This window comes from Polaromonas sp. CF318, assembly GCF_000282655.1.
Classification (GTDB): Bacteria; Pseudomonadota; Gammaproteobacteria; order Burkholderiales; family Burkholderiaceae_C; genus Polaromonas.
This window is the reverse complement of the sequence record NZ_AKIV01000046.1, coordinates 88,087-112,497: the sequence shown is the minus strand read 5'-3', so window position 1 is coordinate 112,497 and position 24,411 is coordinate 88,087. Positions and strand designations below refer to the sequence as shown.

Genomic DNA, 24,411 nt, shown 5'->3' with positions numbered 1-24,411 from the left:
GGAAGGCGTGGATGCGTGGAAGGGGATCAGCCGAAGTGGCAGATGTAGTGGTAGGCCGCTTCGCCGGCGGCGACGCGGATCTCGAATTTGGCGTTGCCGGGGACGCTGAATTTTTCGCCGGCGGAGGACTTGACCCAGCTGTCGCTGCCGGCCAGCTTGTATTCGCAGGCGCCGGCCACGCATTCCATGATTTCGGGTGCGCCGGTGTTGAAGGTCAGGGTGGCCGGCAGGATGACGTCCACCGATTTTTTGCTGCCGTCGGCCAGCGTGATGCCGTGGCTCACGCATTTGCCGTCAAAGTACACATTGGCCTGGGTGCTGACGCTGACGTTGTCGATTTTTTCGGTGGGCATGAAAAAAGGGGCTGAAAAGGTGGGAAAGGCTGGGAAAGGGCTGGAAAAAGGCGAAGAAAGCGCTGCGCATCGCAGTCCGCCGCCAAAAACCCCTGATTTTAGGTCACGCCGGGCCCTGCGTCGTGCCAGCCTTGAATCCACCCGGCCCTCTATCGCGTACCCCCATGAATAACCCAGAATGTTGTCCATGAAAGCACAAAGCCCGGATCTTCAATTGATTGCGCTGATCGACCGCGTAGCCGGGGCCGATGAAAAAGCCCTGCGCGAGCTCTATGACCTGAGCTCGTCCAAGCTTTACGGCGTTGCCGTGCGTGTGGTGGGCAAACGCGAATGGGCCGAAGACGTGCTGCAGGAGGCGTTTTTGACCATCTGGCGCATTGCCGGCGACTACAAGGCCAGCCTCTCGCCGCCCATGGCCTGGATGGGGCTGGTGGTGCGCAGCCGCGGCCTGGATTTTTTGCGCCGCCGCGCCTCCGACCGGGCCGACCTGATGCAGGAACTGGACGATGTGCTCTCCGATACCGTGGCGGGCGACTCGCCCAACCCCATGGACACCACCCAGGCCAGCGAACAGGCCTGGGCCCTGCACCAGTGCCTGGGCCGGCTGGAGCAAAAGCAGCGCGAAGTGGTGAGCCTGGCCTATTTGCGCGACCTGAGCCACAGCGAGCTGGCTGAACAACTGAAACTGCCGCTGGGCACGGTCAAGACCTGGATACGCCGCGGGCTTGAACAGCTTCGCGGCTGCATGGCGAGGTTTGCCTGATGAACATCCAGAACAACCCCGCCCTGATGGAGCAGCTCGCGGCCAGCTATGCGCTGGGCACTTTGCGCGGCGGCGCGCGACGCCGTTTTGAGGCGCTGGCGCGCGACAACGCTACGCTGCGCGCCGCAGCGCTGGTCTGGCAAAGCCGGCTGGCTTCCGTGGCCGAACTGCAACCGCAGGCGGCGCCCAGCCCGGCGGTCTGGACGCGCATTGAAAACCTCGTCAGGGCCGACAAGGAGGCGCGCGCCATGCAGGCCGCGCGCGGTGCCGCGCCGGCGGCGGGCGGCTGGTGGGCCAGCCTGGGCCTATGGCGCGGCGCGAGTGCAACCGGCGCGTTGGCGGCGGTGCTGGCCGTTGTGGTCGGGCTGAACGTGAATTCGCGGCTCAGCGGTCAGGTCGGCGAGTTGTCGGCCAAATTGACGGCCACGCCGGAGATCGAGTATGTGGCCGTGCTGACCGACGACAAGGCCGCTGCATCGCTGCTGGTGACCTTTGACCCCAGGAATAAAACCCTGGTGCTCAAGCGCGTGGGTGGTTTCCGCGAGCAGCCCGACAAATCGCTGGAGCTGTGGGCCTTGCCCCCCGGCGCGGCGCCCAGATCGCTGGGTGTGCTCAATGCCGACCCGGTGGTTCGCCTGGCTGCCGTGAGTACCGACATGCGGCAGGTGCCGACACTGGCGATCACGCTGGAGCCCAAGGGCGGGGTGCCGCCGGGCAGCGGGCCGACCGGGCCGGTATTGTTCAAGGGCGCTCTCATCGAGACACCGAAGTAAGGGTCATTTCAGGGCCATTCCAGGCGAGCAGCAAAAAGGGGCGTTGATAACGCCCCTTTTTTGATTCAGCCGGAACCGGCGGGCTTAGCGCCAGTGGTGGTGGCCGTAGCCCCGGCTGTAGCCGAAGTTCAGCGACAGGCCTATGGGGGCGTAGTAAGGCGCGTAGTAGGGCCGGGGGTAGTAGGCCGGATAGACCACGGGCTGCACATAGGTGGGCTGCACGTAAACGGGTTCCGGCGCCGGCTGCACATAGGCTTGGGGCTGCTGGGGCGCGGACTGGAAGGTTTGCGGTGCGGGTGCCATGGCGCCGACCGGCGTGACCTGCAGGCGCACGTACTGGCCGGGGTCGTTGGCCATCTGGGTGGTGTACTGCGTGCCCTGGTATTCATAGACCACGTTGTAGTGGCTGGGGCGGTTTTCGTAATAGGTCTGTGTCGTGCACTGCTGCATGTTCTGGACCTGGGTGTTGTTGCCCTCGATGCGGTCGCCGATCATGGCGCCGCCAACCAGGCCTATCACCGTGGCCACCGCACGGCCGCCGCCGTTGCCGATGGCATTGCCGGCTGCGCCACCGGCCAGCGCGCCCATCAAGGCGCCTGCGCCGGAATTGGGGCTTTGCGTGACGACCGGCTGGTTGGTGCACACCTGGCGCGGCACGGCGACCTGCTGCACCACCGGCGTGCTGGAGATCACCCGCGCCAGAATGTCCATGGCGGAGGCGGGCACGGCGGCAAGGCCTGCGGCCGCGGTGATGGTGGAAAGGACGAGTGCTTTTTTCATGGTTTGAACCCCTTTTCAGCAAATCGCTGAAGTTGCGCGCCGGGTAGTGCTGCCCGTGGTGTGGGTGGCGGCTCCGGCGACTGGAACGATTTTAGTAAGTCAGAGCCGTTTTGGGGCCTGGAGTTCGGTAAATCGGCTGTAAAGCTCGCCGAAGCAGGTAAAACATGCTCCCGGCGTACCAAAAACGTGAAAAAACACCTATTTGTGAGGCGTGCAACGTACGGTCACCACTCAACGCACGCTTGCTAAATCCGCGCCGCCCACCCTGCGGCATCAAAGCCGACGGTGATGCCCTGGCCCCAGTCCACCACGGGCCGCTTGATGACGCTGGGGTTGGCCAGCATCAGGGCCTGGGCGCCGGCGCTGTCGGCCGCGCCGGCTTGCGTCGCCGCGTCCAGCTTGCGCCAGGTCGTGCCTTTGCGGTTCAGCAGGGTTTCCCAGCCGGCGGCCTGGGCCCAGCGCTTGAGCTGCTCGGGCGGCACGCCCTGTTTTTTGAAATCATGGAACTGGTATTCGACGCCGTTCTCGTCGAGCCAGGTCCTGGCTTTTTTGACGGTGTCGCAATTCGGGATGCCGTAAAGAATGATCATGCGAAGATTCTGGCAGATGTCGAAAAGAGGGCGCGCCAGCAGGCCAATTGCAGGGCTGGAATAATCAAACGGCGCCGGGTCCCCCCGGCCCGCCTTCTGTTCGTACCTACACTTCACGGAACATTCATGACCGCTGCTTCGGCCAAGCCCACCGCATCCGTTTCTCCTTCCCCGTCTCCCGTGCTGTACCCGCCCATAGAGCCCTTTCGCACCGGCGTCCTGGAAACCGGCGACGGCCATTCGATCTACTGGGAGCTGTGCGGCAACCCCAAGGGCAAGCCGGCGGTGTTCCTGCACGGCGGTCCGGGCGCGGGCTGCTCGCCCGAGCACCGGCGCCTGTTCGACCCCGAGCGTTACTGCGTGCTGCTGTTCGATCAGCGCGGCTGCGGCCGCTCGCGCCCGGCCGCCTCGCTGGACAACAACACGACCTGGCACCTGGTGGCAGACATCGAACGGCTGCGCAGCCTGCTGGGCGTGGAGCGCTGGCTGGTGTTCGGCGGCTCCTGGGGCAGTACGCTGGCGCTGGCTTATGCCGAGGCGCATCCGGCCCGGGTGTCGGAACTCATACTGCGCGGCATCTTCGCGCTGCGGCGCGCCGAGGTGCTGTGGTACTACCAGGAGGGCGCCTCGTGGCTGTTTCCCGACCTGTGGGAGGCTTTTCTCGCGCCCATCCCCGAGGCCGAGCGCGGCGACCTGATGGCCGCCTACCGCAAACGCCTGGTGGGCAGCGACAGGGCTGCGCAGTTGGCGGCCGCTCGCGCCTGGAGCCTCTGGGAGGGCCAGACCATCACGCTGCTGCCGGACCCGGCCTTCACCGCGCTGCACGGCGGCGACGACTTCGCGCTGGCTTTCGCGCGCATCGAAAACCATTATTTTGTGCACGCCGGCTGGCTGGAAGAAGGCCAGCTGATACGCGACGCGCACAAGCTGGAGGACATCCCCGGCGTGATCGTGCAGGGCCGCTACGACGTGGCCACGCCGGCGAAAACCGCATGGGATCTGCACCGTGCGTGGCCCGAGGCGGATTTCCAACTGGTGCCCGACGCGGGCCATGCTTTTAACGAGCCTGGAATCCTGCAACGCCTCGTCGCCGCGACGGACCGTTTTGCCCGCTGACTCCGCCCGGTGCAGGGGTTTTGACCCCTGCGCGACAATGCGGGTTGTATGCAAAACCTGAAAACACTCGACGACTGGCTGGCCTACTGCGAGCGCCTGCACCCCGTGGGCATAGACATGGGCCTGACGCGCATCAGCGCTGTCGCCAAACGCATGGGCCTGGCCTTTGACTGCCCCATCATCACGGTGGCCGGCACCAACGGCAAGGGCTCGACCTGCGCCATGCTCGAAGCCATCCTGCTGCAGGCCGGCTACCGCGCAGGCGTCTTTACCTCGCCGCACCTGGTGCATTTTGAAGAGCGTTGCCGCGTGCGCGGCGACATCGTGAGCGCTGCCGACCTGGTCACGCAGTTCGCGCGCGTCGAGGCGGCCCGTACACAGGGCGGCGAGCCGATCTCGCTGACCTATTTTGAGTTCACCACCCTGGCCATCCTGCAGCTGCTGGCCGACGCGAAGCTGGACGTCGTCATCCTCGAAGTCGGCCTGGGCGGGCGGCTGGACGCGGTCAACATGCTGGACGCCGACTGCGCGGTGATCACCAGCATAGACCTGGACCACATGGAATACCTGGGGCCGGACCGCGAAAGCATAGGCCGCGAAAAAGCCGGCATCATGCGCGCCGGCAAGCCGGTCATCGTGAGCGATCCCATGCCGCCGCAAAGCATTGTTGACCACGCCGCCAAAGTAGGCGCTGACTTGTGGCGCTTCGGCACGGATTTCAATTTTTCGGGCGACAAGCAGCAATGGGGCTGGGCCGGGCGCGGGCGCAGGTATGCCGGGCTGGCCTATCCGGCGCTGCGCGGCGCCAACCAGCTGGTCAATGCCTCGGGCGTGCTCGCGGCGCTGACCGCCTTGCGCGATCGCCTGCCGGTGACGGCCCAGGCGGTGCGCAACGGCCTGTCCATGGTCGAGCTGCCCGGGCGCTTCCAGATCGTGCCCGGTCAGCCCACGCTGGTGCTGGACGTCGCGCACAACCCGCATTCGGTGGCCGCGCTGGCCGAAAACCTCGACGCCATGGGTTTTTACCCCTGCACCCACGCGGTGTTCGGCGCCATGGCTGACAAGGACCTGGCCCCCATGCTGGCGCGGGTCGCGCCGCTGATCGACAAGTGGTATTTCACCGATTTGCCGACGTCGCGGGCCGCCACGGCGGCCGATTTGCAGGCCCGCTGGATGGCCGCCAATACCCGGCCCGATGCCATGGCCGGCAGCTATCCGTCCCCCGAAGCGGCGCTGCAGGCGGCAGTCAAGGCCGCGACCCCCGCTGATAGAATTGTCGTGTTCGGCTCGTTCTACACGGTGGGCGGCATTTTGAAGGACGGCGTGCCGCGTCTTTCGGCCCCGCACCTGGCCCCCTGAAGCGGTTTTTGGAGGGCTTTCAGCCCACGTTCACCGTTAACGTCACCCTTATCGGATTCAAGCCACACCATGCCGTTTTTCAACTTCCGCCGGGGCGGCGCCAACACTGCCCCCAATGCCGGGCCAGCCGCTCAACCGGAAAGCGTGGAAGTGATGCGCAAGCGCGCCAAGCACCGGCTGATCGGCTCGGCCGTGCTGGTGCTCATAGGCGTGGTGGGTTTCCCGCTGCTGTTCGACACCCAGCCCCGGCCCATCCCGGTCGACATCCCCATCGAAATCCCCGGCAAGGGCACGGTCAAGCCGCTGGCCGTGCCGGCTGCGCCGAGCGCCGCGGCCCCCGCGCCGGCGGCAACGCCTGCGCCCGCCCCTGCGCCGGCCGACAAAGTGGCCGCCGCAGCCAGCCTGGCGCCCAAGGAAGAAATCCTGCCGTCCAAGCCTGCCGCCGCCGCTTCCGCGCCGGCTGCCGTCAAGCCCGAAGCCAAACCCGAGGCGAAGCCGGCGCCCAAACCTGAGCCCAAACCGGCCGCCAAACCCGAACCCAAGCCCGTCGCCAATGCCGATGCCGCTCGCGCCAGCGCGCTGCTCAACGGCAGCACGCCGCCCGCCGCCAAGCCGGCCGCCGCCGAGGCCGAAGGCCGGCTGGTGGTGCAGGTGGGCGCTTTTGCCGACGTCGCCAAGGCGCGCGAGGCGCGCCTGAAACTCGAAAAAGCCGGGCTGAAAACCTATACGCAGGTCGCGGAGACCAAGGACGGCAAGCGCATACGGGTCCGCGTGGGGCCGTTTGCCACCAAGGCCGAGGCGGAAAAAGCCGCCGGAAAAATCAAGAGCCTTGATTTACCCGCCGCCATCCTGACCTTGTAATGATCCGTGGCGGCTGTTGACTGGATTTTGCTGGGGGTGCTGGTTTTTTCCATGCTGCTGGGCGCATGGCGCGGCTTGGTGTACGAGGTGTTGTCGGTGCTGGGCTGGGTGGTGTCGTTTTTTGTGGCGCAATGGTTTGCGCCCGACCTGGCCGCCCGATTGCCCGTGCAGTCGGCTGCCGACCCGGTGCGGTATGCGGCGGCCTTTGTGCTGATCTTCATCGCCGCGGTGTTCGCGGCGGGGCTGCTGGCGTTTTTGCTCAAGAAGCTGGTGGCCGCGGTCGGCCTGGCGCCGGTGGACCGTGTGCTGGGCGCCGCGTTCGGCGTGCTGCGCGGTGTGGTGTTGTTGCTGGCCGCGACCGTCGTGATCGACATGACGGCGCTGAAAACCAGCGGCTGGTGGCGGGAATCGAAAGGCGCGCCGGTGCTGGCGGCCACGCTCAAGGCCCTGAAACCGGTGTTGCCCGAACAGTTTGCGAAATATTTAACCTAACTTTGAAGAGTCAACTCATCATGATCGGAACACCATGTGCGGGATAGTCGGCGTCGTCAGCAAAGCCCCCGTCAACCAGCTCATCTATGACGGCCTGCTGCTGCTGCAGCACCGCGGCCAGGATGCGGCGGGCATCGTCACGCAGCAGGGGCGCAAGTTCTACATGCACAAGGCCAAGGGCATGGTGCGCGACGTGTTCCGCACGCGCAACATGCGCGCGCTGCCGGGCACGGTGGGCCTGGGCCAGGTGCGCTACCCCACGGCCGGCAACGCTTACAGCGAGGACGAGGCCCAGCCGTTTTACGTCAATGCGCCCTTCGGCCTGGTGCTGTCGCACAACGGCAACCTGACCAACGCGGCCGAGCTCAAGGCCGAGCTCTTCAACACCGACCACCGCCACATCAACACCGACAGCGACTCCGAAGTCCTGCTCAACGTGTTGGCGCATGAACTCGAAAAAACCACGCGCGGCCTGCCGCTCAAGCCCGTCGACGTGTTCGCCGCGGTGCGCGGCGTGCACAAGCGCGTCAAAGGCTCCTACGCCGTCGTCGCGCTGATCGCCGGCCACGGCCTGCTGGCCTTCCGCGACCCCTTCGGCATTCGCCCGCTGTGCATAGGCCGCGGCCAGAATGAAGGCGGCGACACCGTCATGGTGGCCAGCGAATCGGTGGCGCTGGAAGGCACCTCGCACCAGTTCGAGCGCGACATCGCGCCGGGCGAGGCCGTCTATGTGGACATGGAAGGCGTGGTGCATGCCGAGCAGTGCGCGCCCAATGCAAAACTCAATCCCTGCATTTTTGAATTCGTCTACCTGGCACGCCCCGACTCGGTGCTGGACGGCATCTCGGTCTACCAGGCCCGCCTGAACCTCGGCGAGACGCTGGCCAAGCGTGTGGTCTCCACCGTGCCGCCCAGCGAGATCGACGTGATCATCCCGATTCCCGAATCCAGCCGCCCCAGCGCCACGCAGCTGGCGCACCTGCTGGGCATTCCCTACCGCGAAGGCTTCGTCAAGAACCGCTACGTGGGCCGCACCTTCATCATGCCGGGGCAGGGCGTGCGCAAGAAGTCCGTGCGCCAGAAGCTCAACGTGATCGCCAGCGAGTTCAAGGGCCGCAATGTGCTGCTGGTCGACGATTCCATCGTGCGCGGCACCACCAGCCGCGAGATCGTGCAGATGGCGCGCGACGCCGGCGCGCGCAAGGTCTACCTGGCCAGCGCCGCGCCGCCTGTGCGTTTTCCCAATGTCTACGGCATCGACATGCCCACGCCGGGCGAACTCGTCGCCCACGGCCGCAGCATCGAGGAGATCCGTGAAGTCATAGGCTGCGACGCGCTGATCTACCAGGACGTGGACGGCATGAAACGCGCCATCGGCTCGCTCAACGCCAAGCTCGACGGCTTTGACGCCTCCTGCTTCGACGGCGTCTACATCACGGGCGACGTCACGGCCGAAACCATTGCCGCGATGAACTCGCAGCGCGCCGACACGGCCGAAAAAATCGGCGAAGACGGCGACGTGGACGCCTCCCGCCTGGCGCTGCCCAACCCGCAGGAAGCCTGAGCATGACCGGCAAAAGAAAACTGCCCGACAACCTGCACCGCGACACGCTGGCCGTGCGCGTGGCGCTGGAGCCCAGCCAGCACGGCGAAAACTCCGAGGCGCTGTACCTGACCAGCGGCTTTGTGCAGCCCGATGCCGAGACCTCGGCGCGGCGTTTTGCCGATCCGACGGAAGGCTATACCTACGGCCGCACCTCCAACCCCACGGTCACGAGTTTTGAGCGCCGCCTCGCCGCGCTCGAAGGCACGGAAGCGGCCATAGGCGCTTCGACCGGCATGGGCGCCATCCTCATGATGTGCATGGGCCTGCTCAAGGCCGGCGACCACGTGATCTGCTCGCGCTCCATGTTCGGCTCGACCATCGCCCTGATAGGCCGGGAGTTCGGCAAGTTCGGCGTGGAAACCACCTTCGTCTCGCAGACCGACATCAGCGAGTGGAAGGCCGCCCTGCGTCCCGGCACCAAGCTGCTGTTCGCCGAGACGCCGACCAATCCGCTGACCGAGGTCTGCGACATCCGCGCGCTGGCCGACCTGGCGCACAGCGTGGGCGCGCTGCTCGCGGTCGACAACTGCTTCTGCTCGCCCGCGCTGCAGCGCCCGGTGGAGTTCGGTGCCGACCTGATCATGCATTCCGGCACCAAGTACCTGGACGGCCAGGGCCGCGTGATGGCGGGCGCCCTGTGCGGCCCGTCCAAACTGATCGTCGACGTGTTCGGCCCTATCGTGCGTACCGCCGGCATGACGCTGGCGCCCTTTAACGCCTGGGTCGTGCTCAAGGGGCTGGAGACCCTGGGCATACGCATGCAGGCCCAGAGCGCCAACGCGCTGGCCGTCGCGCAGTGGCTGGAAACCCAGCCCGCCGTCAAGCGTGTCTACTACCCGGGCCTGGCCTCGCACCCGCAGCACGAACTGGCCATGCGCCAGCAGTCGGGGCTGGGCGGCGCGGTGCTGTCCTTCGACGTGCGCGGCGACACGCCCGAAGCGGCGCGCGCCAACGCCTTCCAGGTCATCAACAGCACGCAGGTGCTCAGCATCGCCACCAACCTGGGCGACACCAAGACCATCATCAGCCACTCGGCCACCACTTCGCACGGGCGCCTGAGCGAAGAGCAGCGCCAGGCCGCCGGCATAGGCCAGGGCCTGCTGCGCGTGGCCGTCGGGCTGGACCACGTGGACGACATCAAGGCCGACCTTTCCCGCGGCCTGGACCGCATCGCATGACAGCTCCCATGACGCAAAAGACCCGCACCCGCTTCGCACCTTCACCGACCGGCTTCATCCACCTCGGCAACATCCGCTCCGCGCTGTACCCGTGGGCTTTTGCCCGCGCCACCGGCGGCGACTTCATCCTGCGCATCGAAGACACCGATGTGGAGCGCTCCAGCCAGGAGGCCGTCGACGTGATCATCGAAGGCATGCGCTGGCTGGGCCTGAACCACGACGAGGGCCCCTTCTTCCAGATGCAGCGCATGGACCGCTACAAGGCCGTGCTCGCGCAGATGCGCGCGGACGGCCTGGTCTACCCCTGCTACATGAGCGTGGCCGAGCTTGACGCCCTGCGCGAAAAGCAGATGGCCGCCAAGGAGAAACCCCGCTACGACGGCACCTGGCGCCCCGCGCCCGGCAAGACTTTGCCGCCCGTGCCAGAAGGCGTGCAGCCGGTGCTGCGCTTCATGAACCCGCAGGGCGGCAGCGTGGTCTGGGACGACAAGGTCAAGGGCCGCATCGAGATCAGCAACGACGAACTCGACGACCTGGTCATCGCGCGCCCCGACGGCACGCCGACGTACAACTTCTGCGTGGTGGTCGACGACATCGACATGGGCATGACCCATGTGATACGCGGCGACGACCACGTCAACAACACGCCGCGCCAGATCAACATCTTCAGGGCCCTGGGCAAGGAGCCGCCGGTCTACGCCCATTTGCCGACCGTGCTCAACGAGCAGGGCGAAAAACTCAGCAAGCGCAACGGCGCCAAGCCGGTCACGCAGTACGCCGCCGAAGGCTATCTGCCCGACGCCATGGTCAACTACCTGGCGCGCCTGGGCTGGAGCCACGGCGACGACGAAATCTTCAGCCGCGAACAGTTCATCGCCTGGTTCAACCTGGACCACCTGGGCAAGAGCGCCGCACAGTTCGACGAAGCCAAGCTGCGCTGGGTCAATGCCCAGCACCTCAAGGCCATGGCCGACGACAAACTCGCCGAAGCGGTCCTGCCCTTTCTCGCGGCGCAGGGCGTCACGGGCCAGGACCCGGCCTGGATCGCGCGCGGCTGCGGCCTGTTCAAGGACCGCTGCAGCACGCTGGTGGAACTGGCCGGCTGGTTGCAGCGCCTGGTCACCGGTGGCCAGCCCGCCGCCGAAGACCTGGCCACGCATGTGACCGAGGCTGTGCGCCTCGCGCTGGCCAAACTCGCCGACGCCCTGGGCAGCGCCGAGTGGAACAAGGCCGCGATTTCCGCGGCCATCAAACAGGTGCTGGCCGACACCGGCCTCAAGATGCCGCAGCTGGCCATGCCGGTGCGCGTGCTGGTGCTGGGCACGCCGCAAACCCCTTCGCTGGACGCGATTCTGGAGCTCATGAAACGCGAAGATGTGGTGTCCCGGCTCAAGCATGTTTGAGAGATTTGAAAAAGCCCAAAATTTCGGGCTATAATTCAAGGCTCGACACAATTGCAGGGCAACTTGCAATGGCTTGAAGGGGGTATAGCTCAGCTGGGAGAGCGCTTGCATGGCATGCAAGAGGTCAGCGGTTCGATCCCGCTTACCTCCACCAAAGTCAGTCGCGAAGAATTTGAGAGTTTGTACGGTCCTTGTGTCACAGCAAGGCCGTTCCGGAAGTTCCAAGGTTTTGACCCCATCGTCTAGAGGCCTAGGACATCACCCTTTCACGGTGAGTACCGGGGTTCGAATCCCCGTGGGGTCGCCAGCATTCATCACGCCTCGCGCGTGATGCCCAAGGCGCAAGTTGACAACCGCCGTCCCGCAAGGGCAGGCGACTTGGCTCGGAAGAGCGAATGTTGTCACTACCAGGAGTGGTAGTTCAGTTGGTTAGAATACCGGCCTGTCACGCCGGGGGTCGCGGGTTCGAGTCCCGTCCACTCCGCCAGATCCGAAAAGGGCCTGCAAGATTTCTTGCAGGCCCTTTTTCTTTGGGCCTCGCGCGTGTCTTGCCGTGCAGCTGGATGCTGGTATCAAAGGTAACGGTGCTTCCCCGGCATGGAGCCCGCGGCGCGCTTCGGTCATAATGAGAATAATTCCCATCTACGACGCGCGCGCCTGGTCAGCCACCGCCACATCTCGTCTGCCGCTTGGAGGGGTTCGTCTTTTCCCATGGCATTGACTGACCTGTGCTTGAGCGCTATTACCAAGAACTGCTGAACTTCTGTTCCCGCACGGTGCGCAACCGCGATGCCGCGGCCGATATCGTGCAGGAGAGCTATGCGCGTGTGCTGGCGGTGCAGCATTCGGGCCAGGCCGTGCCCGAGCCGCGCGCGTTGCTCTACCGCACGGCGCGTAACCTGCAGGTCGACCAGTACCGCCGCAGCGAGGTGCGCGGTGAGGCGCTGCAGCCGGATGCCGAGGCCTCGGCGGCCGAGCTCGACAATCTCGCGGCGCCGCAAGCTTGCGAGCCCGACGCGGCCGCTTCTTCCGCGCAGGGTGTGGATGCCCTGCTGGCCACCATAGACGCCCTGCCTTTGCGTTGCCGCGAGGCCTTTATCCTGCACAAATTTGACGGCCTGCCGCATTCCGAAGTGGCGCAGCTGATGGGCATCTCGCGAAAAATGGTCGAGCAGCACATCAAGCTGGCCATGGACGCCTGCAGGCGCTGCCGCGATGCGCTGGACGGAGAACCCGCCGCAGCCCCGCTCCCCAAACTCCGAAGAAGAAAACCCGCTCGCAAATGAGCAGTTGCCAGCATTCCTGTTTCCCCGGCCTAGGGTTTTGGCGGGCTCGTGCGTCTACATCCAAGAGCCAATCAAAGAGCCGATAAGCACGCCATGAACACCCCGCCGCCAGCCCACCCGCCAGCCGCACCGTCCACAGAAGCCGACGACGCAGCGCTGGACTGGTTCGTCCGGCGTTCCGGCGGGCTCTTCGAAGCGGAGGACGAGGCCGAGTTCCAGGCCTGGCGCGCGGCGGACGGCGCCCACCGCGCGGCCTTCGCGCGCCACCAGGACGACTGGCGCGCACTCGACGCGCTGCCGGCCGACGGCCTGCGCACGCTGAGGCAGAACCTCGCCGACGACAAGGCAGCGGCCGCCGCATGCACGGCACAAGCCGCGCCACGACCGCGCGCCCGGTGGCGTGAACTCGCCGCCTGGACGCCGCAAGCCGCGCTGGCCGCCGTGGCGCTCATGGTGTCCTGCGGCGGCTACCTGGCCTGGAACCTCTGGCAGCAGCAAGCCCTGTACACGCAGAGTTTTGCCACCACGCGCGGCCAACAGCTCGAGGTGACCTTGCCCGAAGGCAGCCGCCTGCGGCTGGACACCTTGAGCACCGCCGAGGTGGCGATTTACCGCGGGCGCCGCGAGGTCCGCCTGCCGCAGGGCCAGGCGATGTTCCAGGTCGCGGGCGATGCGGGGCGTCCCTTCGACGTGCTGGCCGGACCCCTGCGCATCACGGTGGTCGGCACGCGCTTTTCGGTGCGCTACACGCCGGGGGTGCCGGGCAGGGCGGGCGTGCAGGTCGCCGTGGAAGAAGGGCGGGTGCGCGTGGCGCAAGCCGGGCATTCCACCGCGAACGATGCGGCCGTCGAACTCGTCGCCGGCCAGCAGATCGCCAGCGACATGACAGGGCTGCTCGGCACCGTGTCGGCCGTTCCCGCTGCGGGCATCGCACCCTGGCGTGAAAGCCGTGTGAGTTTTGACGACACGCCGCTGGCCCAGGCCCTGGCCGAGTTCGAGCGCTACGGCCCGGCGCACCTGAGCGTAGCGGACCCGGCCGTCGCCGCGCTGCGCGTGACCGGCACCTTCGACCCGCGCAGGCCGGGCAACTTTGCCCGCCTCTTGCCGCAGGTCTTGCCGGTACGGCTGCGCGAGCAGGGCGGCGAGGCCGAGATCGTCTCCGCCGGCCGTTAAGCGGCCACCAGCCCGGGGTCATTCCGCGGCAAAAAAAACTTTGCGCACGACCTAGGGTTTCCCAAAGCCCATGCGTCTACTTGAGAAGGATTCTTATTTACCCCTTCTCCGGAGATTGCACGCATGCCTCGTTCCCGCTTCCACCTGCCCCCTTTGGCCCTGGCCTTGGCCCTCGGCAGCCCGGTGGTTTATTCCCAGGGGGCCGCCAGCGCGCGGGCCGCCACTCCCATGCAGATCAGCCTCGCGGCGCAGCCCCTGGCCCAGGCGCTCAACAACCTGGCGCAGCAAGCCGGGCTGGAGCTGATGGTCCAGCCCGCGCTGGTGGCCGGCAAGACGGCGCCCGCGGTCTCCGGCCAGATGACGCCGCAGCAGGCGCTGGACCGGCTGCTCGCCGGCAGCGGGCTGGCGGCGAGCATAGACGGCAATGTGTTTGTCGTGAAGGCCGCTTCGGCCACGCCGGGGGCGCAGACCCTGCCGGTGGTCACCGTGACGGCCGGCGCGGAGACCGCCACCAGCGGCGGCAACGGCTATGTCGCCAAACGCAGCGCCGCCGGCTCCAAGACCGACACGCCTATCCTCGAAACGCCGCAGTCCATCTCGGTGATCACCAAACAGCAGCTCGAAGACCAGAAGCCGCGCAGCGTTCCCGAGGCGCTGAACTATTCGCCCGGCGTTTTCACCGGGCTGGTGGGCTCTTCCAACCGCTACGACTACGTGGCCCTGCGCGGCTTCAAGGACAGCAGCGTGGACAGCACCCTGCTCGACGGCCTGCGCATGCTCAGCGACCAGGGCAGCTACACCTCCATGCAGGTCGACCCGTATTTCCTCGAGCGCATCGACGTGGTGCGCGGCCCGGCCTCCGTGCTCTACGGCCGCGCATCGCCCGGCGGCCTGGTGGCGCTGACCAGCATGACACCGCAGTACCAGCCCTACCGCGAAGTGCAGCTCACGCTCGGCAACCGCAACCGCCGCGAAGCCGCCGTCGATCTTTCCGGCCCCATCGACAAGGACGGCGTGATGGCGTTTCGCCTGACGGCGCTGTCGCGTTCGCTGGACTCGCAGTTCAACACCGTCAAGGAAGAGCGCCAGGCGCTGGCCGCGTCCCTGGCGATCAACCCGTCCAAGGACACGCGCTTGCTGCTGCAGGCCTACCTGCAGGACGACCCCGATGGCAGCTACCACAGCGGCGTCCCGGCCGACGCCAGCCTCAATGCGGGCCACAACGGCCGGCTGATCTCGCGCTATTTTTTTGACGGCGACCCGAGCGTCGAGAAATACCAGCGCAACCAGCGCTTTCTCGGCTACCAGTTCGAGCATGCCTTCAACGACAGCTGGAAGTTCCGCCAGAATTTCCGCCACGTGCGGGCCGACACCACGCTGCGCCAGATCTACGGCTTCGGCTGGGCCAGCGCCAACGAACTGACGCGCTTTTATTCCGGCGCCAACGAGTCGACGCGCGGCAACACCATAGACAACCAGCTTGAAGGCCACTACCAGACCGGCACACTCAAGCACACCGTGCTGGCCGGGCTGGACTACCAGAAGCGCCGCGTCAGCGGCAGCTGGGAGTCGGGCAGCGCGCTGCCCATCAATGTCTTCACACCGAGCTACGGCGCACCGGGCCTGACTGGCGTGACCAGCGACCCCATAGACCGCAAGCTGGAGCAGACCGGCCTCTACTTGCAAAACCAGACCGAGCTGGACCGCTGGCGCTTCACGCTGGGCGGCCGCATGGACTGGGCCAAGGCCTCCAACCAGTACGGCACCGGCAACCCGGCGCAGTGGAGCGGCTCCAGGTTCACCAAGCGCGCTGGCGTCGTCTACCTGTTCGACAACGGCGTCGCGCCCTATGCGGGTTATTCCGACGGCTTCAACCCCAGCCTGCGTAACGACCGGCTGGGCAACAACCTGCAACCCGCCGAGACCAAGCAGCTGGAGGTGGGCGTTCGCTACCAGCCCAAGGATTCCAACACCTTGTTGTCAGCGGCGGTCTACGAGCTGTCGCAAAAAAATGTCGCCACGCGCCCCGTGGGCGTCTTCTACTATGAGCCCACCGGCAAGGTGCGCTCGCGCGGCCTGGAGCTGGAGGCCCGCTCGCAGCTGAGCCGAAGCGTCTCGGTGATCGCGAGCTACAGCTACACGGACATGAAGTTCACCGAATCCTCGGACGGCTTCACCGGCAACACGCCCTACCAGGCGCCGCGCCACATGGCCGCGCTCTGGGGTGACTGGAACTTCTCGCCGGGCTACACCGCGGGTGCGGGTGTGCGCTATGTGGGCTCCAGCTGGGCCGACAACGCCAACAGCCTCAAGGTGCCGCCCTACACGCTGGTGGACCTGATGCTGCGCGTCGACCTGGCCCAGCTGAACCCCTCGTTCAAGGGCGCCAACCTGCGCCTCGCCGTGAACAACCTTTTCGACAAGAGCTATGTGGCCTCCTGCCTGAGCCAGCAGTACTGCTACTGGGGCGACGCGCGCAGCATGACCGCGACCGTGACCTACCAGTGGTAATGCAGTGGTAGCAAGGCGGCCGGCGCCACCGCCGGCCGCGGGAATTCTTTTCGACCAACATGGCGCGCCGCCCCGGCGTGCCAGTCCATCAGGGAGTTGAGTGCCATGAACAAGAATATCTATGACTTTGTTGCGATAGGGCTGGGGCCTTTCAACCTGAGCCTGGCCTGCCTCGCCGAGCCCATCGCCGGCCTGAACGCGGTCTTTCTGGAACGCAACGCGGAGTTCAACTGGCATCCCGGGATGCTGATCGACAACACCACGCTGCAAAACCCCTTCCTGGCCGACCTGGTCAGCCTGGCGGACCCGACCAGCCACTTCAGCTTCCTCAACTACTGCAAGGAAGAGGGGAAGATCTACTCCTACTACTTCCGCGAAAGTTTTTACCTGACGCGCGCCGAGTACAACGCCTACTGCCGCTGGGCGGCGGCGCGGCTGGGCAAGGCGCGCTTCGAGCATGAGGTGCAGGAGATCGTGCACGACGCCGAGGCCGGCTGTTATGTGGTCACCGGCGTGCAGGGGCCGCAGCGCGAGCCCTTCATCATGCGCTGCCGCAAGCTGGTACTGGGCGTGGGCTCCAAACCGATGTTCCCCCAATGCTGCGCGCCGGGCGGGCACCGCTACCTGCACACCGCCGACTACATCACCCGCAAGGCCGAGCTGCAGAAGAAAAACTCCATCACCATCGTCGGCAGCGGCCAGAGCGCGGCCGAGGTCTACCACGACCTGCTCAAAGAGGCCGAGGCGCACGATTACAGTCTGACCTGGATCACCCGCTCCTCGCGCTTCTTCCAGATGGAGACCACCAAGCTCACGCTGGAGATGTTCTCGCCGGACTACATCGACTACTTCTACAACCTCGACGACCGCAAGAAAGAGCGCGTCATCCGCGCGCAGGACAGCCTCTACAAGGGCGTCAACGCCAGCCTGATCAACCAGATCTACGACCTGCTGGACGACAGGCGCAAGCAGGGGCCGCTGCGCACCCACCTGATCACCAACTGCGAGCTGCAGGGCTGCCGCTACGACGCGGGGCAGGGCTGCTACGAGATCGAATTCCGCCAGCTCGACAACGAGGCGCGCTACGCGCACCGCAGCGAGGGCCTGGTCTTTGCCACCGGCTACCGCGAGAACATCCCGTCCTTTGTCGACGGCATACGCCACCGCCTGCGCTGGGACGAGCAGGGGCGCTACCGGCTGGCGCGCAACTATGCCGCCGATTTCAACGGCAACGAGATCTTTGTGCAGAACGCCGGCCAGCACACCCACGGCATGACCAACCAGGACCTGGGCATGAGCTGCTACCGCAACTCCTACATCCTGCGCGAGCTGACCGGCGTGGAGCACTACAAGATAGAGCGGCGCGTCGCGATCCAGGATTTCAGCATCCCGTCCACCGCGGACTTTGTCCTGCTCTGAAGCTTGAGGCGACCGGCATGAAGCTCAGATTCCACATCATCACCATGACGGTGCTCGCCGTCATCAGCGACGCCATCCTGATTCCGTTCTATCCGCAGTTCTTCAGCGCGCGCTATGGCATCGACAGCCCCGTGCATGTGGGCGCCTACGTGGCGGCGATTTCCATCGCCGTGATGTGCACGCTGCCCTTCTGGGCGCGCGTGGCGCGCCGCGTCGAGCCGCTGCACCTGCTGGTCTACACCCAGTTCGCCGCCGGCACCTTCAGCCTGTTGAGCGACCGGGCGCCCACCGTCGAAATCTACTGGGTGCTGTCCATGCTGATGTTCATGTGCAAAAGCAGCTATTTGCTGATGTACCCCTACATGATGCGGCTGACCCCCAAGGAAGAGCATGCGGCCACCATAGGCATCCTCTCGGTGGTGGTGCACTTCGGCGCCATTTTCGGCGCGGTGGTGGGCGGTTTTGTGCTGCAGACCTGGGGGCCGCGCGCCAGCATTTTTGCCATGGCCGCCGGCGACTACTTCCAGATGGCCGTCTGCTTCTACCTGATACGCAGCGGCAAAATCATCCGCGTCAACAGCGGCGCGCAGGCGCTGGCCGAGGCCAGCGAAGCGCGCCGCGTCGGCCTGCTGGCCCGCCTGCCCGTATTGCGGCTGGCGCTGGTGATGCTGATGTTCGACTTCAGCGCCTACCTGATACGCCCCTTCTTCGCGCTGTACTGGCAGAAGATCACCGGCAACGACAGCGAGCTGCTGTCCGGCATGGCCTTCGCCATCCCCGGTGTGGTGGCCATCGCCGCGCTGCGCCTGCATGCCTGGCTGCGCGCGCGCGGCGGCGAGCTGCCCGACCACACGGTGGGCAACCTGCTGCTGGGCGCCGTTGGCCTGCTGCTGCATGCCGCGCCCGATCCGCTGCTGGTGGTACTGGGGCGCGTGCTCTACGGCTGGGCCTTCTTCCAGATCATCGTCAAGCTCGAAGTCAACCTGTTCCGCCTGTCCACACCCCAGCGTTATGCGCAGGACTACAGCATCACCAACTTCTTCCAGAACATGGGCGTGCTGCTGTCCTCCTTCGCGGCCGGCGCCATCGTCAATCGCTACGGCCTGCATCTGCCCTTTCTGCTGGCGGCCGGGGGCTTTGTGCTCACCGCGCTGCTGGACCGGCTGATCCTCAAGGTGCCCAGTGCCGGGCACCTGGAGGAGGGCGGCAATGCGGCCAATACCACCACCCTCAAGGAGCCCGCCCATGCCAATTGACATGATCGACACGATTGACACCCTCCACCGCCGCGCCGATGCCGAGACGCGGCCCTACCGCGACGAAGCCGGTTTTGCGTTCCGCCCCCTGCGCATACCCGACGACATCCCCACGTTGCACCGCTGGTTTGTCCAGGAGCGCGCCGCCTTCTGGCTGATGCAGGACAAGACCGAAGCCGAAGTTCGCGAGGCCTACCAGCGCATGCTGGACTCCGGCACGGCCACGCCCTACATCGGCTGGGAAGGCGGCCGGCCGGCTTTCCTCGCCGAATGCTACGACCCCGCGCAGGACCGCATCCGCGCCTTTTACGAGGTGCGGCCCGGTGACCTGGGCATGCACATCTTCATCGCGCCGCCCGAGCGGCGCATCGCCGGTTATTCGCGCAGCGTGTTCCATGCGCTGATGCGCTTCATGTTTTTTCACCTGGGCGCGCGGCGCATCGTCGTCGAGCCCGACGCCAGCAATCACAAGGTCCATGCCTTGAACCGGTCGGCGGGCTTCGCCTACGACCGTGATGTGGTCTTCCCCGAGAAGATCGCCAGCCTCGCCTTTTGCACACGGCGGGATTTTGAACAGGCTACGGCCGCCACCCTAGAGGAAGTCCATTCATGAACGTCACCATCGCCAATCAGACCGCGCACGACCCGGCCCGCTTCGCCGCCCACCTGACACCCGAAGCCTGGGCCCAGGCCAACCGTCTGCTGCTGCGCAAGGCCATTGCCGAATATGCCCATGAGCTCATCGTCGAGCCCGAACAGCTGCGCCCGCGCGAAGGCGGTTTCGCGCTCTACCAGCTGTTCTCCGACGACGGCGCCGCCTGCTACCAGTTCGAGGCCAGGCGCTTGGCGCTGCGCCACTGGTTCATCAAGCCCGAATCCATCCACAAATACCTCAAGGGCGCCGAACAGCCGCTGGACGCGCTGCAGTTCATCATCGAATGCCGCCAGCGCCTCGGCATACGCGAGGAACTGCTGCCCATCTACCTCGACGAGATCAGCAGCACGCTGTTCGGCAGCGCCTACAAACGCATGAAGGCCGACGCGCCCAGCAGCGCCCAGCTGGCCGACGCCACCGACTTCCAGACGATTGAAGTCGCCATGACCGAAGGCCACCCGGGTTTTGTCGCCAACAACGGGCGGCTGGGTTTCACCGCGGCCGACTACCAGGCCTACGCGCCCGAGGCCGGCTCGGCGATACGCGTGATCTGGCTGGCCGTGCACAAGGACCATGCGGCTTTCTCCAGCATTTCCACGCTCAGCTACGAACAGCTGCTGGCCGAGGAACTCGGCCAGGAAACCGTGGACGGCTTTACCCGCGAAGTCGCCGCGCTGGGTGTCGACCCGGCCGACTACCACTTCATGCCGGCCCATCCCTGGCAGTGGTTCAACAAGCTGTCCATCGCCTTTGCCGGCTATGTGGCCCAGCGCAAGATCATCTGCCTGGCCTACGGCCGCGACAGCTACATCGCCCAGCAGTCGATCCGCACCTTCTTCAACACCAGCGACCGCAGCAAGCGTTATGTCAAGACCTCGCTGTCCATCCTGAACATGGGTTTTATGCGCGGCCTGTCGCCGTATTACATGTCGGGCACGCCGGCCATCAACGAATTCATCAAGAACCTGGTGGACGGTGATACCTTCCTGCGCGCCAACGGTTTCACCATCCTGCGCGAGGTCGCCTCCATAGGCTTTCGTAACCATTACTACGAGGCGGCCATACCGGTGGATACACCTTACAAAAAAATGTTCTCGGCGCTCTGGCGCGAAAGCCCGCTGCCCCTGCTCAAGCCCGGCGAGCGCCTGATGACCATGGCCGCGCTGCTGCATGTCGACAAGCACGGCCATGCGCTGCTGCCCGAATTGATACGCCGCTCCGGCCTGGGTACCAAGGCCTGGTTGCAGCGCTACCTTGCGTCCTATCTGACGCCGCTGCTGCACTGCTTTTACAAACACGACCTGACCTTTATGCCGCACGGCGAGAACCTGATCCTGGTACTCGACAAACACGTGCCGGTGCGCGCCATCATGAAGGACATCGCCGAGGAATGCGCCATCCTCAACATTGAGGCGAAAGCCGGCCTGCCTGAGCGCGTGGAGCGCCTGGCGGTCGACGTGCCCGACCACTTCAAGCTGCTGGGCATCTTCATCGACGTCTTTGACGGCGTGCTGCGCCACATCAACCAGGTGCTGGTCGAAAACGCCTGCTGCAGCGAGGACGACTTCTGGCGCGCGGTGGCCGACTGCGTCTCTGACTACGAGGACGCCCATCCCGGGATGGCCGCCAGGTTCGCGCACTACGACATGTTCGTCCCCGAGTTCCTGCATTCCTGCCTGAACCGCCTGCAGCTGGGCAACAACGTGCAGATGGTCAACCTGGCCGATCCCGCGTCCAGCCTCAAGATGGCCGGCAAGCTGGTGAACCCCATTGCCGGCATGCGCCGCCGCGCCGCGAGCCGACCCGTGGCGGAACCCTTGGTGGAAAGCGTCGCATGAGTTTTGACATGCGGCCAGGGGATTCGGTGCACGACGGCGCGCCGATGCCGGCCTGGGCCTGCGCGCCCGACGCCGACCTTGCCCGCGTGTTGCAACTGGCTGCGGGCCTCGCACCCGCGCTGCGCGCGGAGCAGGGTGGCGCGCCGCCGCCCGGCGCGCTGCGCCATGACGGCTCGGCCGCGGCCACAGCCTCTTTGCGGGCACTGTGCCACCACTGGGCAGAGGCCTATCCCGAAGCCGGTGCGCACTATGTGGCGCTGCGCTGCTGGGGCCTGGCCATCTGGCAACCGGTCTACCTCAGCGTGATCGCCGCACACCTTGATAGCCATGTGCCGCGGCTGGCCGGCCTGGCGCAGCCCGTGGTGGATGGCTTTCCCAGCGGTTTTCAACTGCCGCTGCATGCGCCCCTGAAAGCCGCGTCGCTGGCTTCACGCATGCGCCTTGCGGCAGCCGAACTGCGCGGCCTCTGCGATGCCACGCGCGCCGCCCTCATGCCGCTGGTGGCCCTGCATGCCCGCGCCGCCGACCGGCTGCAGGCCGAGTGCGTGCTGGGCGCGCTGCTGCTGGTGCATCGCAGCAGCCCTGGGTTTTTTGAGGACGCCAAGGTCGCCGCGCTGGGAGAAGCGTGGCTGGCGCAGCTGGGCATTGCCGGCGGCTGCGGCATGTTTGCCTACCGGGCACGCGACGGGACGCCTGCGCTGGCTTTAGACCGCAAGGTGTGCTGCCACTACTTTCGCCGTCATGACGGCGAGAAATGCAGCACCTGTCCCAAGCTCCCGCTCGACAAGCGTATCGCCCGACTGCTGGCCGATCCTTCGTAGTCCGGGTCATTGATTCCGCGATACCACCCCGCCTTTGCGGCCGGTGTGCGTCGCCACGCCCTGGAGAGTTCCATGAACGATATCGCACGCCTGGTGCATCTCATGCCGGCGGCCCCGCAATTGCCCGTCAGCGCCTATTTCGACGAAGCCCTGTTTGCGCGTGAACAGGCCTTGATCTTCAACAAGGCCGCGCGCTACATCGGCCACGAAAAAGCCGTGCCGCAGGTCGGCGACTGGCATCGCCTCGCGCAGGAAGGCGGCGGCCGCGTGCTGGTGCGCAACCCCCAGGGTGTGGAGTTGCTATCCAACGTCTGCCGGCATCGGCAGGCCCTGATCCTGGGCGGTGAGACCGGCAACGTGAGCGGACCGGCCAATCCCAAGGGCAACCTGGCGGCGGCCGGCGGCCACATCGTCTGCCCCTTGCACCGCTGGACCTACAACAGCAGCGGCGAGCTGCTGGGCGCGCCGCAGTTCGAACAAAAACCCTGCAAGAACCTGCAGCGCTTTCCCCTGCGCAACTGCCACGGCCTGCTGTTTGAAGGCCCGCGCGACCCGGCGCGGGACATGGCGCCCCTGTTCGAAAGGCCGGAATTCGATTTCTCGGACTATGTGCTGGCCCACGTCGAAGTGCACCCCTGCCACTACAACTGGAAGACCTTTATCGAGGTCTACCTCGAGGACTACCACGTCGCGCCCTTCCACCCCGGCCTGGGTAGCTTCGTGAGCTGCGACCAACTGAGCTGGGACTTTGCCGACTGGTACAGCATGCAGCGCGTCGGCGTGCACGAGTCGCTGAACGCGCCCGGCTCCGACATCTACAGCACATGGCACGACCGCCTGCTGCAATACCGCACCGGCACGCCGCCCGATTTCGGCGCGGTGTGGGTGACTTATTTCCCCACCCACATGATTGAGCTCTACCCGCATGTGTTGGTGCTGTCCACGCTTTATCCCAAGGGGCCGCAGGAGACGGTCAACGTCGTCGAGTTCTACTACCCCGAAGAAATCGCCGCCTTCGAGCCCGAGTTCATGGAAGCGCACCGCGCCGCCTACATGGAGACCGCCAGGGAGGACGACGAGATTGGTGAACGCATGGACGCCGGCCGGCGCGCGCTGCTGGCGCGCGGCGTCTCCGACACCGGGCCCTACCAGTCGCCGCTGGAGGACGGCATGCGGCATTTCCATGAGTGGTACCGGCGCACCATGGGTGCCGACTGCCCGGCTTGACACCGCGGGCTTGAAGCCGGGGGGGCGCCGGCCCCACAATGCGGCCATGCGCAAACATTTCTCCGAAACCACGGGCGTGCAACGGCTCACCCTGGGCCTGGTGACCGGATTGATCGTGGCGGCCTTGCCGCTGCCCCTGGGCTGGCAGTTCTGCGGCCTGCTGGGCTGGTGCGCCGGCATAGGCGTTTACCTGGGCCTGGCCTGGTGGCTGTGCGTGCGCTTTGACGCCAAACGCACACGTGAACGCGCGCAGGCGCAGGACGAGCCCAGCGTCGTGCTGTTTTTTCTGATGCTGCTGGCCACCATGGCCTGCGTCGCGGCCATCACGCTCGTGATGCAGCAGGCCAAAAACCTCTCGGGCATGGAGCGCACTTTCCAGATCGTGCTGTCCGTCGCGGCGCTGGCCGCCTCCTGGCTGTTCATGCAGACGATTTATGCGTTTCGTTATGCGCACCGCTATTACCACGAAGAAAAGCTCAACGAACCCGACGGCCCCGGCCTGTGTTTCCCCGGCGGGCTGGACCCGGACTATTTCGACTTCCTCTACTACGCCCACGTGGTCGGCATGACCTCACAGGTCTCCGACGTGCAGGTCACCTCGCGCGAGATGCGCCGGCTCACGCTGGTGCACAGTGTGCTGTCGTTCGGCTTCAACATGGTGATTCTGGCGCTCAGCATCAATGTGGTGGCGGGGGCGTTGCAGTAGGGGCGTTCAGGCTGCAGGAAGCCCCAAGGTCCAGGGACAAAACTCGTATGGGTAGCGATGGTCAGGCATGAGGGAGTCAGCTGCCTGCCTCTGAGCTAGTCCATATTGAGGAGGCGGCAGGCATGCTGTCCACCTAGAATCGCCCTGCGGGCCGGTCCTTTTGCACACCTTTCGCGGAGTCGTTAAGAAGATGTTTTTTTCTCACTACGGTAGAGCAGCATTGCTTCTGGTTATTGGTCTTTTGG

Annotated in this window: 22 protein-coding genes and 3 tRNA genes; 22 read left to right on the top strand and 3 right to left on the bottom strand. The window is 65.8% G+C overall.

All coding sequences use genetic code 11. The features are described 5' to 3' along the window. Positions 1–26: 26 nt before the first annotated feature. Positions 27–353, bottom strand: coding sequence for a pyrimidine/purine nucleoside phosphorylase (locus tag PMI15_RS07515; protein ID WP_007866071.1), 327 nt, complete (start codon positions 351–353; stop codon positions 27–29). 187 nt (positions 354–540) lie between these two features. Between PMI15_RS07515 and PMI15_RS07510 the strand changes: the two genes are divergently transcribed. Both PMI15_RS07510 and PMI15_RS07505 read left to right on the top strand, forming a co-directional pair. Then, a complete protein-coding gene (locus PMI15_RS07510) occupies positions 541–1,116 on the top strand; it encodes an RNA polymerase sigma factor (RefSeq protein WP_007866069.1) in 576 nt (191 codons plus the stop codon). Beyond that, positions 1,116–1,889 carry an anti-sigma factor domain-containing protein gene (locus tag PMI15_RS07505; protein ID WP_007866067.1) on the top strand — a complete coding sequence of 258 codons (774 nt, stop codon included), beginning with the start codon at positions 1,116–1,118 and terminating at the stop codon, positions 1,887–1,889. Before PMI15_RS07510 ends, PMI15_RS07505 begins: the two co-directional genes overlap by 1 nt. 84 nt (positions 1,890–1,973) lie before the next feature. On the opposite strand, the gene PMI15_RS07500 is transcribed toward PMI15_RS07505, so the two are convergent. Together PMI15_RS07500 and PMI15_RS07495 are read right to left on the bottom strand one after the other, a co-directional pair. Beyond that, positions 1,974–2,669 (bottom strand): glycine zipper 2TM domain-containing protein, encoded by a 696-nt coding sequence (locus PMI15_RS07500; RefSeq protein ID WP_007866064.1) that lies wholly within the window; start codon positions 2,667–2,669, stop codon positions 1,974–1,976. Between the two features lie 245 nt (positions 2,670–2,914). Beyond that, positions 2,915–3,259 carry an ArsC family reductase gene (locus PMI15_RS07495; protein ID WP_007866061.1) on the bottom strand — a complete coding sequence of 115 codons (345 nt, stop codon included), beginning with the start codon at positions 3,257–3,259 and terminating at the stop codon, positions 2,915–2,917. A 126-nt stretch (positions 3,260–3,385) separates the two neighbouring features. Between PMI15_RS07495 and pip the strand changes: the two genes are divergently transcribed. The 20 genes from pip (at position 3,386) to PMI15_RS07395 (ending at position 24,166) form a co-directional block, all read left to right on the top strand. Further along, positions 3,386–4,375 (top strand): prolyl aminopeptidase, encoded by a 990-nt coding sequence (pip, locus tag PMI15_RS07490; protein WP_007866059.1) that lies wholly within the window; start codon positions 3,386–3,388, stop codon positions 4,373–4,375. Positions 4,376–4,423: 48 nt separating this feature from the next. Continuing rightward, positions 4,424–5,734, top strand: a complete 1,311-nt coding sequence (gene folC / locus PMI15_RS07485; RefSeq protein ID WP_007866055.1) for a bifunctional tetrahydrofolate synthase/dihydrofolate synthase — start codon at positions 4,424–4,426, stop codon at positions 5,732–5,734. A 69-nt stretch (positions 5,735–5,803) separates the two neighbouring features. After that, positions 5,804–6,595, top strand: a complete 792-nt coding sequence (locus tag PMI15_RS07480) for an SPOR domain-containing protein (RefSeq protein WP_007866052.1) — start codon at positions 5,804–5,806, stop codon at positions 6,593–6,595. A gap of 6 nt (positions 6,596–6,601) precedes the next feature. Beyond that, a complete protein-coding gene (locus PMI15_RS07475) occupies positions 6,602–7,087 on the top strand; it encodes a CvpA family protein (RefSeq protein ID WP_036837899.1) in 486 nt (161 codons plus the stop codon). Positions 7,088–7,121: 34 nt separating this feature from the next. Continuing rightward, complete coding sequence (gene purF / locus PMI15_RS07470) at positions 7,122–8,651, top strand: amidophosphoribosyltransferase (protein WP_007866048.1); 1,530 nt, start codon at positions 7,122–7,124, stop codon at positions 8,649–8,651. A 2-nt stretch (positions 8,652–8,653) separates the two neighbouring features. Then, positions 8,654–9,871, top strand: coding sequence for an O-succinylhomoserine sulfhydrylase (locus PMI15_RS07465; RefSeq protein WP_007866047.1), 1,218 nt, complete (start codon positions 8,654–8,656; stop codon positions 9,869–9,871). 8 nt (positions 9,872–9,879) lie between these two features. Further along, on the top strand, positions 9,880–11,274 hold the full coding sequence (gltX, locus tag PMI15_RS07460) for a glutamate--tRNA ligase (RefSeq protein ID WP_081499572.1): 1,395 nt from the start codon (positions 9,880–9,882) through the stop codon (positions 11,272–11,274). A gap of 78 nt (positions 11,275–11,352) precedes the next feature. Further along, positions 11,353–11,428, top strand: a tRNA-Ala gene (locus tag PMI15_RS07455). 77 nt (positions 11,429–11,505) lie between these two features. Beyond that, positions 11,506–11,581, top strand: a tRNA-Glu gene (locus PMI15_RS07450). A gap of 103 nt (positions 11,582–11,684) precedes the next feature. Continuing rightward, positions 11,685–11,761 (top strand) — tRNA-Asp (locus tag PMI15_RS07445). A gap of 241 nt (positions 11,762–12,002) precedes the next feature. After that, on the top strand, positions 12,003–12,560 hold the full coding sequence (locus tag PMI15_RS07440; RefSeq protein WP_007866043.1) for a sigma-70 family RNA polymerase sigma factor: 558 nt from the start codon (positions 12,003–12,005) through the stop codon (positions 12,558–12,560). Between the two features lie 93 nt (positions 12,561–12,653). Next, positions 12,654–13,733 (top strand): FecR domain-containing protein, encoded by a 1,080-nt coding sequence (locus PMI15_RS07435; protein WP_007866041.1) that lies wholly within the window; start codon positions 12,654–12,656, stop codon positions 13,731–13,733. Positions 13,734–13,856: 123 nt separating this feature from the next. Continuing rightward, positions 13,857–16,244, top strand: a complete 2,388-nt coding sequence (locus tag PMI15_RS07430) for a TonB-dependent siderophore receptor (protein ID WP_007866039.1) — start codon at positions 13,857–13,859, stop codon at positions 16,242–16,244. 105 nt (positions 16,245–16,349) lie between these two features. Next, the gene (locus PMI15_RS07425; protein WP_007866036.1) at positions 16,350–17,663 is read left to right on the top strand and encodes a lysine N(6)-hydroxylase/L-ornithine N(5)-oxygenase family protein; all 1,314 of its coding nucleotides are present in this window, start codon (positions 16,350–16,352) and stop codon (positions 17,661–17,663) included. Between the two features lie 17 nt (positions 17,664–17,680). Beyond that, positions 17,681–18,919 (top strand): MFS transporter, encoded by a 1,239-nt coding sequence (locus tag PMI15_RS07420; protein WP_007866033.1) that lies wholly within the window; start codon positions 17,681–17,683, stop codon positions 18,917–18,919. Beyond that, entirely contained in the window at positions 18,909–19,532 is a 624-nt protein-coding gene (locus tag PMI15_RS07415) for a GNAT family N-acetyltransferase (protein WP_007866030.1), read from the top strand. Before PMI15_RS07420 ends, PMI15_RS07415 begins: the two co-directional genes overlap by 11 nt. After that, positions 19,529–21,412: an IucA/IucC family siderophore biosynthesis protein gene (locus PMI15_RS07410; RefSeq protein ID WP_007866026.1), complete on the top strand. Its 1,884-nt coding sequence runs from the start codon at positions 19,529–19,531 to the stop codon at positions 21,410–21,412. The genes PMI15_RS07415 and PMI15_RS07410 overlap by 4 nt, the downstream gene beginning before the upstream one ends. Continuing rightward, entirely contained in the window at positions 21,409–22,233 is an 825-nt protein-coding gene (locus tag PMI15_RS07405; protein WP_007866024.1) for a siderophore ferric iron reductase, read from the top strand. Before PMI15_RS07410 ends, PMI15_RS07405 begins: the two co-directional genes overlap by 4 nt. A 72-nt stretch (positions 22,234–22,305) precedes the next feature. Further along, positions 22,306–23,460, top strand: coding sequence for an aromatic ring-hydroxylating dioxygenase subunit alpha (locus PMI15_RS07400; protein ID WP_007866019.1), 1,155 nt, complete (start codon positions 22,306–22,308; stop codon positions 23,458–23,460). A gap of 46 nt (positions 23,461–23,506) precedes the next feature. Further along, positions 23,507–24,166 (top strand): DUF1345 domain-containing protein, encoded by a 660-nt coding sequence (locus tag PMI15_RS07395; RefSeq protein WP_007866017.1) that lies wholly within the window; start codon positions 23,507–23,509, stop codon positions 24,164–24,166. Positions 24,167–24,411: the final 245 nt, after the last annotated feature.